The sequence below is a fragment of the Bacillus sp. LR_5 genome (assembly GCF_042709275.1).
Window position 1 is genome coordinate 1 of the sequence record NZ_JAVAXX010000182.1, and the last position, 13,458, is coordinate 13,458.

Sequence of the window (13,458 nt, forward strand, 5' to 3'; positions counted from 1 at the left end):
GTAAGTGCATGAACTGATAGAGTTCATGAAAAAAGGTGGTACCGCGAAAGAGCTTTTCGTCCTTTTACAGGGATGAAGAGCTCTTTTTTTGTTCTCAGCCATTTTTAAACATGCTGGAGGGTTATGATGGAAACGAATGAACAAACAATGCCGACGAAATACGATCCGGCAGCGGTTGAAAAAGACCGATATGATTTTTGGCTAAAAGGTAAATTTTTTGAAGCAGGCAGTGACCAGACAAAAGAGCCATATTCTGTAGTCATTCCGCCGCCAAACGTAACAGGAAGACTTCACCTTGGCCACGCGTGGGACACAACGCTGCAAGATATTGTAACAAGAATGAAACGCATGCAGGGTTATGATGTACTGTGGCTTCCGGGTATGGACCACGCCGGCATTGCGACACAGGCTAAAGTGGAAGCGAAACTTCGTGAAGAGGGCAAATCCCGATATGATCTTGGCCGCGAGAAATTCCTCGAAGAAACGTGGAAGTGGAAGGAAGAGTATGCTGACTTTATTCGCAGCCAGTGGGCGAAATTAGGCCTTGGCCTTGATTATTCCCGTGAACGTTTTACGCTGGATGAAGGCTTAAGCAAAGCGGTTCGCGAAGTATTCGTTAAGCTTTATGAAAAGGGCCTGATCTACAGAGGCGAATATATTATTAACTGGGACCCTGCGACAAAAACAGCTCTATCCGACATTGAGGTCATTTACAAGGATGTTCAAGGTGCGTTCTATCATATGAGCTATCCGCTCGCTGACGGTTCAGGTTCAATTGAAATTGCAACGACACGTCCTGAAACGATGCTCGGTGATACAGCTGTTGCCGTTCATCCTGAAGATGAGCGCTATAAGCATCTTATCGGAAAAACGGTGATCCTGCCGATTGTAAATCGTGAAATTCCGATTGTCGGTGATGACTACGTTGATATGGAATTTGGTTCAGGTGCGGTGAAAATTACGCCTGCCCATGATCCGAACGACTTCGAGCTTGGCAACCGCCACAATTTAGAACGCATTCTTGTCATGAATGAAGACGGAACAATGAATGAAAATGCCCTGCATTACCAAGGTATGGATCGTTTTGAATGCCGCAAAAAGCTCGTAAAAGATTTACAGGAGGCGGGAGTCCTCTTCAAAATTGAGGATCATATGCATTCTGTCGGCCATAGTGAACGAAGCGGGGCTGTAGTTGAGCCTTATCTTTCTACCCAATGGTTTGTGCGCATGCAGCCGCTTGCTGATGAAGCGATTGAGTTGCAAAAGAAAGAAGAAAAAGTCAATTTTGTGCCTGACCGTTTCGAAAAAACGTATTTACACTGGATGGAAAACATCCGCGACTGGTGTATTTCCCGTCAGTTGTGGTGGGGCCACCGCATTCCTGCTTGGTATCATAAAGAAACAGGTGAGCTATATGTCGGGCTTGAAGCGCCTAAGGACAGCGAAAATTGGGAACAGGATACAGACGTACTGGATACATGGTTCAGCTCTGCGCTCTGGCCTTTCTCCACTATGGGCTGGCCTGATGTAACGGCTGAAGACTTTAAACGCTACTATCCGACAGACGTTCTCGTGACAGGGTACGACATCATTTTCTTCTGGGTGTCACGTATGATTTTCCAAGGCATTGAATTTACAGGCGAGCGCCCGTTCAAAGATGTTTTAATCCATGGCTTAATCCGTGATGAGCAAGGCCGGAAAATGAGTAAATCTCTTGGCAACGGTGTCGATCCGATGGATGTCATTGACAAGTACGGAGCCGATTCTCTGCGTTATTTCCTTGCGACTGGAAGCTCTCCTGGCCAAGATCTGCGCTTCAGCTATGAAAAAGTGGAATCGACTTGGAATTTTGCCAATAAAATTTGGAATGCCTCCCGTTTTGCATTAATGAACATGGACGGCATGACATACGATGAGCTTGATCTGTCAGGCGAAAAATCAGTAGCTGATAAGTGGATTTTAACGCGATTAAATGAAACGATTGAGCATGTGACTCAGCTTGCTGATCGATATGAATTTGGTGAAGTCGGACGCCATTTGTATAACTTTATTTGGGACGATTTCTGTGATTGGTATATTGAAATGGCGAAGCTTCCGCTTTACGGAGAAGACGAAGCGGCTAAGAAAACAACCCGTTCTATCCTTGCTTACGTACTGGATCAAACGATGCGCCTGCTCCATCCGTTTATGCCATTCTTAACGGAGGAAATTTGGCAGCACCTTCCTCATCAAGGGGAGTCGATTACAGTAAGTCAATGGCCTGTTGTCGTACCGGAGCATACTGATACTGAAGCGGCAGCTGACATGAAACTTCTTGTTGAGCTGATCCGTTCCGTGCGTAATATCCGCAGTGAAGTCAATACGCCAATGAGCAAGCAGGTTGAACTGTATATTAAAACAAGCACAGACGAAATTGCAGCCCGTCTCGAAGCGAACCGTTCATATGTTGAACGCTTTACGAATCCGAGCGTGCTAAAAATTGGCACGGATATCGAGGCTGTTGATAAAGCGATGACGGCCGTTGTCTCAGGAGCGGAGGTTATTCTTCCGCTTGAAGGCTTAATTAATATTGATGAAGAAATTGCCCGTCTGCAAAAAGAATTCGATAAGCTGACGAAAGAAGTCGAGCGCGTCCAAAAGAAACTTGGAAATGAAGGATTTATGAAAAAAGCGCCTGCGCACGTAATTGATGAAGAACGTGAAAAAGAAAAAGATTATGTGGCAAAGCGTGACGCTGTTCAAAAACGAATGGCTGAGCTGAAGGGCTAATGAAAAGCCGGGGCGGTTTCTAGAGAAACCGCCTTGTCTTATAAAAGAGGGGATTATCATTGTTTACTGCATATGAAGAAGCGCGCAGCTGGATTCACGGGCGGCTGAAATTCGGAGTGAAGCCCGGACTCGGCCGAATGGAGCAGCTGATGGCGCGGTTAGGGCATCCTGAAAAGAAAATCCGCGCGTTCCACGTCGCAGGAACAAACGGTAAAGGATCAACTGTGGCTTTTATCCGTTCTATGCTGCAAGAAGCCGGATATACGGTAGGAACGTTTACGTCACCTTATATCATTACGTTTAATGAACGGATCAGCGTAAACGGGACACCGATTTCAGATGAGGAATGGACAGCACTCGTCAATCAGATGAAACCGCACGTTGAAGCGCTTGATCAAACGGAATACGGACAGCCGACAGAATTTGAAATTATGACGGCGTGTGCATTTTTATATTTTGCAGAGTTTCATAAGGTCGACTTTGTTATTTTTGAAACAGGTCTGGGCGGGAGATTCGACTCTACGAATGTAGTTGAACCGCTTTTAACTGTAATCACAAGCATCGGACACGACCATATGAACATTTTGGGAAACACCATTGAAGAAATTGCTGGGGAAAAGGCCGGAATTATTAAAGAAGGTATTCCAATTGTTACAGCGGTTACTCAGCCGGAAGCCTTACAGGTTATTCGTCATGAGGCTGAACGACATGCTGCGCCGTTCCAGTCATTACATGATACATGTGTTATTTTCAATGAAGAGGCTCTGCCTGCCGGAGAGCAGTTTTCATTCAAAACGGCTGAGAAGTGTTATGAAGATATTCGGACATCTCTGATCGGCACACATCAAAGACAAAATGCGGCTTTGTCCATTTTGGCTGCTGAGTGGCTTAATAGAGAGACCATTGCCCGTATCAGTGATGAGGCGTTAAGAAGCGGACTTGTAAAGGCTGTTTGGCCGGGGCGGTTAGAGCTTGTTCAGGAACATCCGCCGGTATACTTAGACGGTGCGCATAACGAAGAAGGTGTTGAAAATCTGGCGGAAACGATGAAACAGCGTTTCCCTGATTCCCGCATTTCTGTGGTGTTTAGCGCATTAAAGGACAAACCGTATCAAAACATGATTAAGAGACTGGAAACCATAGCGCATGCGATTCATTTTGCTTCTTTTGATTTCCCGCGTGCTTCTCTTGCAAAAGATCTCTATGATGCAAGTGAAATCAGCAATAAAAGCTGGAGTGAAGATCCGGGCGATGTGCTCGAATTCATAGAAAGCAAAAAGGGCTCAAATGAAATTGTGCTGATTACCGGATCACTCTATTTTATTTCTGACATTCGCAAAAGGTTGAAGTAAAGGCGTCCAGCCCTGGCAGTATCGAAAATGAGATTCTGCCGGGGTTTTTATGTGTAAAATTGAATATTCCCGATTAGAGTTCAGCCCGCTCACTCTGCTACAATCCATACCAGTATCTTGTAAAGGTGTGTTGTCTATGCTTCCCATTCTTTTTCTCCTCGGGCTGATCCTTGGTTCATTTTATTATACGGCCGGGTGCCGTATCCCCTTGCATATATCCATTATCACGCCCCGTTCGGCATGCTCGTTTTGCCGGCGGACATTAACCGCGGCAGAATTAATTCCCATCCTGTCATTCCTTTTCCAAAAGGGCAAATGTAAAAGCTGCGGACGTAGAATTTCTTTTATGTATCCCGCGGCAGAGCTTGTGACAGCGTGTTTATTTGCCGCCGCAGGAATACGCTTTGGCTCATCTCCGGAACTATTGCCTGCTGTTGTATTTATCTCTCTTCTCATCATTGTTGTAGTGACAGATATTCATTTTATGCTGATTCCAAATCGAATATTGATTTTCTTTCTTCCCTTTTTGGCGGCAGCAAGATTGATTTCTCCGCTTGATTCCTGGTATGCCAGCCTGTTAGGTGCGGCCGCCGGATTTCTTTTCCTGTCCTTAATTGCCGCAATCACCCATGGAGGAATAGGGGGAGGAGATATTAAATTATTTGCGGTGATTGGCTTTATGCTTGGTGTGAAAATGCTGGCAGCTGCCTTTTTCTTTTCTGTTTTGATAGGTGCATTGTATGGAGCGGCAGCTGTCCTGACTGGAAGACTCGCCAAAAGGCAGCCGCTTCCCTTTGCCCCCGCAATTGCGGCAGGGAGCATTTTAGCCTATTTATACGGTGACTCTATTATTTCTTTTTATATGAAAATGGCATTGGGCTGACCGCTGAAAAATTTGACGAACGTTTTTTGGACAAGACGACAAAAGTCTTGTTCTTTTTTTTTTCGCCTGTGCTAAAGTGTGTAGCATGAAAAGCCGACAAGAACGGTCAAGCAAATGAAGGGAGGAAGCGGAATTGAAAAAAAGGAAGAATAAAAAAAACAGTAAAGCCGCAGAAAAAGCCCTCAAGGTGACGATTAATGGAAAAGAAGAGACGGTTTACGAACAAGAAACGCCTGAGACTGAGACGGATAAAAACATGACATTTTCAAATTGGGAGGAAAAGAGAAAGGCAGAACAGGAGGTCGCAGCTTCCCATGAACATCCCGATGAAGATGAATTTAACTGGGATTCAGAAGAGGACAAGGTGTTTAAAGAGGATCCAAAAGTCGTTCCGCCTTATCAAAAGAAAAAAACAAAGCTGTATGCAAAAGGAAAGGCCGGGGCGGCCAAACCGGTAAAAAGAGTGGCGGCGACGATTGCCTTTGCAGCTGTCATAGGCACCGGATTAGGCTTATTCGCGTTGAACATCTCGGGCAATAAAGAAGCGGCAGCACCAGCCTCTTTAGATGATTCCCTGGGCAGCCAAACGGCAAAAGCCGGAGATACTTCTGCTGATAAACAAAGCTCAGGCGCAGAAAAACAGGCGGCACAAACTGAAGGTACATATAAAACGTACGCTGTACAAGCCGGAAAATTCTCAAATGAAAAGGGTGCCGAAACGTTAACAGAACAACTGACTGAAAAAGGTTATTCCGCCGTGTCGCTGTCAAAGGATGACGGGTACACGTATGTCATCGCAGGCTTAGCCAGTGATAAGGACGTGTCACAGCAGTTAGGGCAGCTTTTAATCGACAGCGATTTTGAAGCTTGGGGAGGCAAGGAGCTTTCCTTATCAATAGAGTCAGATATGACAGATTCCTTCAAGGAAACAGCGGAGCTTGCAGCAAAGGCGATTCTCGGCGAAGACATTACAAAAGCGAGTGTAGAGAAAATAGAAAAGTCGCTTGGTGAAACAGAAGCATCAGAAGCAGGAGAGAAAAAAGCGATTTTGCAGGCATTAAAGGAATTAGAGGACCCAAATGCTGAAGCCGGGTGGAAGGCTCAGCAGCAGCTATTAGCCGTCATTAAATAAGAGAAAGTGCCTGAGCCTTCGTCCTTTAGTGACAGGCTTTTTTTATTTTGTCATGAAAAAGTTATTTTTCTGAAATTGTGACAAGCCTCGTGATTTGGTAGGATAAACGAGTATCTTTTTTTCTTAAGCAAACCCTGAAAGGATGACGAACATGACTAAGCCGCTAATACTTGCATCACAATCTCCGCGCAGGAAAGAACTCCTCGATCTTCTCCAGCTGCCCTACTCCATTATTGTCAGTGAAGTAGAGGAAAAATTAAATCGAAACTTTTCACCTGAAGAAAACGTCCAATGGTTGGCAAAACAAAAAGCTAAGGCTGTAGCTGATCTCCACCCGCATGCAATCGTTATCGGCGCTGATACAATGGTATGCCTGGACGGCGAATGCCTCGGCAAACCGAAAGATCAAGAAGAAGCTGCTTCTATGCTGCGGAGGCTTTCAGGCCGAAGTCATTCAGTAATTACCGCGGTCAGCATACAAGCCGAAAATCACAGCGAGACTTTTTATGATAAGACAGAAGTTACGTTTTGGCCCCTCAGTGAAGAAGAGATTTGGACTTATATAGAAACAAAAGAGCCGATGGATAAAGCAGGTGCATACGGCATCCAAGGAAGAGGCGCGCTTTTTGTAAAGAAAATAGACGGAGATTATTATTCAGTCATGGGCCTTCCTATATCAAAAACGATGAGAGTTCTTCGCCATTTTGATATAAAGGCATGACGGTTCTATAAACGGGAAGGGAAAGAAAAGGAGTGCTTGATCATACACGATCTGCCATTGAAACTCAAAGATTTCCCAACGAAAGAAAAGCCAAGAGAACGGCTCCTGAAAGTCGGAGCCGAGAACTTAGCGAATCATGAACTATTGGCTATATTATTGCGGACAGGCACTAAACACGAATCTGTTATGGATCTGTCAAACCGGTTGCTTCGCTCTTTTGACGGACTTCGATTGCTGAAAGAAGCATCGGTTGAAGAGCTGTCGAGCATCCGGGGAATCGGTATGGTAAAAGCGGTCCAAATCCTGGCCGCAGTAGAGCTTGGAAGCCGTATTCATAAATTAGCCAACGAAGAACATTTCGTCATTCGCTCCCCGGAAGACGGCGCAAATCTTGTCATGGAGGATATGCGCTTTTTAACCCAGGAGCATTTTGTCTGTTTATACTTAAATACAAAAAACCAAGTCATCCATAAACGCACTGTATTTATCGGAAGTCTGAATTCATCTATTGTCCATCCGCGAGAGGTGTTTAAAGAAGCGTTTAAACGATCTGCCGCTTCCTTTATCTGTGTTCATAATCATCCTTCTGGAGATCCGACGCCGAGCAGGGAAGATATTGAAGTGACAAGACGGCTGTTTGAATGCGGAAACCTGATTGGCATTGAGCTGCTTGACCATTTGGTGATCGGGGACAAAAAATTTGTGAGTTTAAAGGAAAAAGGATATTTGTAACACTTTTTTTTTCGTCGAATTAAGCTATAATAGAGTTTATGAGTTTTTCCCTTTAGGGTATTTTTGCTTTAAGAAAGGAAGATACATACATATGTTTGGAATTGGTGCAAGAGACCTTGGTATAGATCTTGGAACTGCGAATACGCTTGTTTTTGTAAAAGGAAAAGGAATTGTTGTGAGAGAGCCGTCAGTTGTCGCTTTGCAAACGGATACGAAGTCGATTGTTGCTGTCGGAAATGATGCGAAAAATATGATCGGACGGACACCGGGCAACGTGGTGGCACTTCGCCCGATGAAAGACGGCGTTATCGCTGATTATGAAACAACGGCGACGATGATGAAATATTACATCAATCAGGCCATTAAAAATAAAGGCATGTTTGCCAGAAAACCATATGTGATGGTTTGTGTCCCTTCAGGCATTACGGCTGTTGAGGAACGCGCTGTCATTGATGCGACAAGACAGGCAGGAGCGCGTGACGCGTATCCGATTGAAGAGCCGTTTGCCGCAGCAATCGGAGCCAATCTGCCAGTTTGGGAACCGACTGGAAGCATGGTTGTCGATATCGGAGGCGGTACGACAGAGGTTGCGATTATTTCCCTCGGAGGCATTGTAACGTCTCAATCGATCCGCGTAGCCGGTGATGAGATGGATGATGCGATTATCAACTACATCAGAAAAACGTACAACCTGATGATCGGTGACCGTACGGCTGAAGCGATTAAAATGGAGATCGGATCTGCAGAAGCTCCTGAAGATTCCGATAAAATGGAAATCCGCGGACGCGATTTACTGACAGGTCTGCCGAAAACAATCGAAATTACAGGAAAAGAAATTTCTAACGCATTGCGCGACACTGTATCTACAATTGTCGAAGCAGTGAAGAGCACACTTGAAAAAACACCGCCTGAGCTTGCAGCAGATATTATGGACAGAGGTATTGTGTTAACCGGCGGCGGAGCGCTTCTTCGCAATTTAGACAAAGTCATCAGTGAAGAAACGAAAATGCCGGTCCTTATCGCCGAAGACCCGCTTGATTGTGTAGCGATCGGAACAGGGAAAGCACTGGAGCACATCCATCTTTTCAAAGGGAAAACTAGATAATCGGGAGTTCAATAGAAGAGGTGTAACACGATGCCGAATAAACGGTTAATGCTATTACTTCTGTGTATTATCATATTGGTGGCTATGATTGGTTTTTCGCTGAAGGGCGGCCGCAATACCACCTGGCCTGAGAAAGTGATCGGCGATACGACGGGAGTATTTCAAAATATTTTTCATACGCCTGCCGAATTTTTTGCAGGGATATTTGAGAACATTAATGATTTAAAAAACACATACAAAGAAAACGAGCGTCTGAGAGAGAAGCTTGACGGACAGACACAATATGAAGCCAAGCTTCAAGAACTTGAAGAAGAAAACAAATCCTTGCGTGACGAGCTTGGCCATGTCAAATCGATTAAAGATTACAAGCCGATTTTAGCGACAGTCATTGCCAGAAGTCCTGATAATTGGGCGAAACAAGTCACCATTAATAAGGGGACTCAGCAAAACGTAGCGAAAGATATGGCTGTAACAAACGAAAAAGGCGCATTAATCGGCAAGATCAAAAGCTCCGGTCTTAACAATTTTACGTCTACTGTTCAGCTTTTAAGTGATACTGACCGCAATAACAGAGTCGCGACGAAAATTTCCGGAAAAAAAGGCAGCAAAGGCTACGGCCTGATCGAAGGATATGACAAAGAGAAAAAACGTCTTAAGATGACCATTATTGAGCGCAAGGATAAACAAGACGTGAAAAAAGGCGATCTTATTGAAACATCAGGCACAGGCGGTGTTTTCCCAGAAGGGCTGACAATCGGTGAAGTGACTGATATCGAGTCAGATTCCTACGGATTAACGAAAGTTGCTTATGTAAAACCTGCTGCTGACCTTACCGATTTAAATAATGTGATCGTTGTTAACCGTGATGTGCCGACTGTCGATACAGAGGAGGAAGGATCGTGAAACGTTTCCTTCTCCCTTTCGTTATGATGCTTGTTTTTTCTGCGGAAAGCATTTTTACCGATCTGGTGCATTTTCCGTTCGTTACTGATGATCAGGTGCTTGCCCCGCGTTTTCTGATGCTTGTACTGATATTTATGTCGGCTTTCATCAATCAAAAACACGCAATGATTTACGGATTTATTTTTGGCCTTCTATATGATATGAACTATACAAGTCTATTAGGCGTTTATATGTTTGGTTTTGCCGGGTTATGCTATTTAGCTTCAAAAGCGTTTAAAGTGCTTCATACAAACGCATTTGTGGTGATATTGATAGCAGTTCTCGCTGTCAGCGTGCTCGAATTTTACGTATTCGGCATTCAGTCGTTGATTCATAAAGACATCATGACGTTTAACGGGTTTGTGCTTGACCGGTTTATACCGACAATTTTATTAAATATTGTAGCCGCTCTTATTCTGGTTCTGCCATTTAGATTGTTTTTTATGAGTCTAAAGAAAGAATTGAGAGATGAGTAAAAAGGATTTTATCTTTTTTTGACGAAATGAGTATGTTGTTGAGGTGAATATTGTGAAGACCAAAAAGCAGCAATATGTAACAATAAAAGGAACAAAGAATGGATTAACATTGCATCTGGATGATGCGTGTTCTTTTGATGAGCTTCTCGATGGTCTTCAGAATATGCTGTCAATTGAACAATATACGGATGGAAAAGGCCAGAAAATCAGCGTCCATGTTAAGCTGGGAAATCGCTTTTTATATAAGGAGCAAGAGGAACAGCTGACCGAATTGATTGCGTCAAAGAAAGATTTGTTTGTTCATTCTATTGACAGTGAAGTCATTACTAAAAAAGAAGCACAGCGTATGAAAGAGGAAGCTGAAATTATTTCTGTTTCAAAAATTGTCCGTTCAGGCCAGGTGCTGCAGGTGAAAGGCGACTTGCTCCTGATCGGTGACGTGAATCCCGGCGGAACAGTCATGGCCGGAGGGAACATTTTTGTTCTGGGCTCACTGAAAGGAATCGCGCACGCCGGATTCAACGGAAATAATCAAGCGGTCATCGCCGCCTCTGAAATGCTGCCGACACAATTAAGAATCAATCACGTGTTAAATCGCTCCCCAGACCACATTCAAAAAGGGAACGAAATGGAATGTGCTTATTTAGATACAGACGGAAATATGGTCATTGAACGCCTTCAACATTTGGCTCATTTAAGACCTGATCTAACAAGGCTTGAGGGAGGAATGTGAATTGGGTGAGGCTATCGTAATAACTTCGGGAAAAGGCGGAGTAGGTAAAACGACAACATCTGCGAACCTCGGTACCGCCTTAGCCATTTTAGGGAAGCGAGTATGTTTAGTAGATACTGATATAGGACTGCGCAACCTTGATGTTGTAATGGGTCTTGAAAATAGAATTATTTACGATCTTGTAGACGTTGTAGAGGGAAGGTGCAAAATGCATCAGGCGCTCGTAAAAGACAAACGTTTCGATGATCTGCTCTATTTAATGCCCGCTGCTCAAACGAGTGATAAGACAGCCGTTGTTCCTGAACAAATTAAAAATATGGTCCAAGAGCTCAAACAGGAATTTGACTATGTCATCATAGACTGTCCTGCCGGAATTGAGCAAGGATACAAAAATGCCGTTTCCGGAGCTGATAAAGCGATTGTGGTTACAACGCCTGAAATCTCAGCTGTTCGTGATGCTGACCGTATTATAGGGCTGCTGGAGCAAGAGGAAAATATTGAACCGCCGCGGCTCGTTGTAAACAGAATCAGAAATCACCTGATGAAAAACGGTGACACGATGGATATCGACGAAATCGTACAGCATTTGTCGATCGATTTGCTCGGAATCGTGGCTGATGATGATGAAGTCATTAAAGCTTCCAACCATGGCGAACCGATTGCAATGGACCCGAAAAACCGCGCTTCCATTGCATATCGCAATATTGCTCGCCGCATCTTAGGTGAATCGGTTCCTTTACAGTTGCTTGAAGAGCAAAACAAAGGAATGATGGCTAAGATTAAATCATTTTTCGGAGTAAGATCTTAATGTGATAGAATCGAAGAGAAGAATCTGACAAAGCAATTGCTGTGTCAGGTTTTTTTGTTTTTGTCTGCTTTGTGCTTGACTAAATCGAATATTTGCCATGGACAAGACATATGATGTACAAACCCAACGAATGCAAAGGATGATGGCAATGAGTCACAGAGCAGATGAAATCAGAAAACGATTAGAGAAAAGAAGAAAACAGCTTTCCGGCTCAAAACGTTTCTCTACTCAGACAGTTTCTGAAAAGCAGAAACCCCCGTCTTGGGTAATGGTAACGGACCAGGAAAAGCACGGAACTCTACCGGTCTATGAAGATAACATTTCAACATTCAACGGAAAACACCCTTTGGTTAAAACAGATTCAATTATCCTGAAATGTCTTCTGTCGGCCTGTCTTGTTCTTGTTTCCGCCATAGCCTATAAAACAAACATTGGGCCCGTCAGCCAGATTAAACCCGCCGTTGCCAAAACTTTCGAAACTGAATTTCAATTTGCCTCAGCAAGCCATTGGTTTGAAACGAAATTTGGCAATCCGCTCGCTTTTCTGGCTCCTGAACATAAAAATAAAGAACAGCAGGTTGAAGTGGGCCAAGACCTGGTCGCGCCTGCATCCGGGAAAGTGCAGCAGGATTTTCAGGACAACGGGGAAGGGATTAAAGTCGAAACAAGCAGCGATAAAATTGATAGCATAAAAGAAGGCTATGTAATTGAAGTCAGCAAAGACAGCCAGACGGGACTGACAGTTAAGGTGCAGCATGCTGACAATACCTATAGTATTTATGGCGAGCTCAAAGATGTGGATGTTGCTTTATATGATTTTGTAGATAAAGGAAAAAAGCTCGGCTCAATTAAACTTGATGATCATAATAAAGGGGTCTATTATTTTGCCATGAAAGACGGCGATAAATTTATTGATCCGATTCAGGTGATTTCATTTGAATAAATGGCTTGACCTTATCTTGAAGATTCATGTACATCCTTTTCTATGGATTATCGCGGCGCTGGGACTGCTCACAGGCCATATAAAAGCATTATTATGTCTGCTCCTGATTGTACTGGTCCATGAGCTGGGGCATGCTGCTCTGGCCGTGTTTTTTTCCTGGAGAATCAAGCGTGTATTTTTGTTGCCGTTTGGCGGAACGGTGGAAGTGGAAGAACACGGAAATCGGCCGTTAAAGGAAGAGTTTGCAGTGATTATTGCCGGCCCTCTTCAGCACCTCTGGCTTCAGCTTGCTGCCTGGATGCTTGCAGAATTCTCAGTGATTCATCAGCATACCTTTGAACTCTTCACCTTTTATAATCTTTCTATTTTATTTGTGAATCTGCTGCCGATCTGGCCGCTTGATGGCGGAAAACTGTTTTTTTTGCTGTTTTCCAAGCAGATGCCTTTTCAAAAGGCTCACCGGCTCAATTTAAAAACGTCGCTCTGCTTCTGCCTGCTGCTCGGGTGCTGGGTTTTATTTGTGATTCCTCTGCAAATCAGCGCATGGGTTTTGTTTGTCTTTCTGGCTGTTTCTTTGTTTGAGGAATACAGGCAAAGGCATTATATCCATGTGAGATTTCTCCTTGAAAGGTATTACGGAAAAAACCGTGAGCTTGAAAAACTGCTGCCGCTGACAGTAAAGGCAGAGGATAAAGTCTATCATGTGATGGCCGAGTTCAAACGTGGCTGTAAACACCCGATTATCATAGAGAAATCAGGCCAAAAGCTGAGCCAGCTTGACGAGAATGAAGTGCTCCACGCTTACTTTGCCGATAAGCGGACGAATTCCTCCATGGAGGAACTGCTGCTGCCTTACTAAAAT

The 13,458-nt window shown here is 44.1% G+C and carries 13 protein-coding genes; all 13 read left to right on the top strand.

Features of this window, described 5'->3' with window-relative positions; translation table 11 throughout:
• The first annotated feature begins 126 nt into the window (after nucleotides 1-126).
• The 13 genes from valS to spoIVFB all read left to right on the top strand — a co-directional run bounded on the left by valS (nucleotide 127) and on the right by spoIVFB (nucleotide 13,455).
• The gene (gene valS / locus RAC86_RS26075; protein ID WP_072566632.1) at nucleotides 127-2,769 is read left to right on the top strand and encodes a valine--tRNA ligase; all 2,643 of its coding nucleotides are present in this window, start codon (nucleotides 127-129) and stop codon (nucleotides 2,767-2,769) included.
• 59 nt (nucleotides 2,770-2,828) lie between these two features.
• On the top strand, nucleotides 2,829-4,121 hold the full coding sequence (locus tag RAC86_RS26080) for a bifunctional folylpolyglutamate synthase/dihydrofolate synthase (RefSeq protein ID WP_072566631.1): 1,293 nt from the start codon (nucleotides 2,829-2,831) through the stop codon (nucleotides 4,119-4,121).
• 136 nt (nucleotides 4,122-4,257) lie between these two features.
• Complete coding sequence (locus RAC86_RS26085; RefSeq protein WP_061186692.1) at nucleotides 4,258-5,004, top strand: prepilin peptidase; 747 nt, start codon at nucleotides 4,258-4,260, stop codon at nucleotides 5,002-5,004.
• A 133-nt stretch (nucleotides 5,005-5,137) separates the two neighbouring features.
• Nucleotides 5,138-6,136 carry a stage II sporulation protein SpoIIB gene (gene spoIIB / locus RAC86_RS26090; protein WP_072566630.1) on the top strand — a complete coding sequence of 333 codons (999 nt, stop codon included), beginning with the start codon at nucleotides 5,138-5,140 and terminating at the stop codon, nucleotides 6,134-6,136.
• A 151-nt stretch (nucleotides 6,137-6,287) separates the two neighbouring features.
• Entirely contained in the window at nucleotides 6,288-6,857 is a 570-nt protein-coding gene (locus RAC86_RS26095) for a Maf family nucleotide pyrophosphatase (RefSeq protein ID WP_014114658.1), read from the top strand.
• A 36-nt stretch (nucleotides 6,858-6,893) separates the two neighbouring features.
• Nucleotides 6,894-7,589, top strand: coding sequence for a RadC family protein (radC, locus tag RAC86_RS26100; RefSeq protein WP_041521028.1), 696 nt, complete (start codon nucleotides 6,894-6,896; stop codon nucleotides 7,587-7,589).
• Nucleotides 7,590-7,680: 91 nt separating this feature from the next.
• The gene (gene mreB / locus RAC86_RS26105) at nucleotides 7,681-8,694 is read left to right on the top strand and encodes a cell shape-determining protein MreB (RefSeq protein WP_014114656.1); all 1,014 of its coding nucleotides are present in this window, start codon (nucleotides 7,681-7,683) and stop codon (nucleotides 8,692-8,694) included.
• A gap of 30 nt (nucleotides 8,695-8,724) precedes the next feature.
• Nucleotides 8,725-9,597 carry a rod shape-determining protein MreC gene (mreC, locus tag RAC86_RS26110; RefSeq protein ID WP_003222609.1) on the top strand — a complete coding sequence of 291 codons (873 nt, stop codon included), beginning with the start codon at nucleotides 8,725-8,727 and terminating at the stop codon, nucleotides 9,595-9,597.
• Entirely contained in the window at nucleotides 9,594-10,112 is a 519-nt protein-coding gene (gene mreD / locus RAC86_RS26115; RefSeq protein ID WP_014114655.1) for a rod shape-determining protein MreD, read from the top strand. The genes mreC and mreD overlap by 4 nt, the downstream gene beginning before the upstream one ends.
• 52 nt (nucleotides 10,113-10,164) lie before the next feature.
• Entirely contained in the window at nucleotides 10,165-10,845 is a 681-nt protein-coding gene (gene minC, locus RAC86_RS26120) for a septum site-determining protein MinC (protein ID WP_003222613.1), read from the top strand.
• 1 nt (nucleotide 10,846) lies between these two features.
• A complete protein-coding gene (gene minD / locus RAC86_RS26125; RefSeq protein ID WP_014114654.1) occupies nucleotides 10,847-11,653 on the top strand; it encodes a septum site-determining protein MinD in 807 nt (268 codons plus the stop codon).
• Between the two features lie 148 nt (nucleotides 11,654-11,801).
• Entirely contained in the window at nucleotides 11,802-12,596 is a 795-nt protein-coding gene (gene spoIVFA / locus RAC86_RS26130) for a stage IV sporulation protein SpoIVFA (protein WP_014114652.1), read from the top strand.
• Nucleotides 12,589-13,455, top strand: coding sequence for a stage IV sporulation intramembrane metalloprotease SpoIVFB (gene spoIVFB, locus RAC86_RS26135; RefSeq protein WP_072566629.1), 867 nt, complete (start codon nucleotides 12,589-12,591; stop codon nucleotides 13,453-13,455). Before spoIVFA ends, spoIVFB begins: the two co-directional genes overlap by 8 nt.
• The last annotated feature ends 3 nt before the right edge of the window (nucleotides 13,456-13,458 follow it).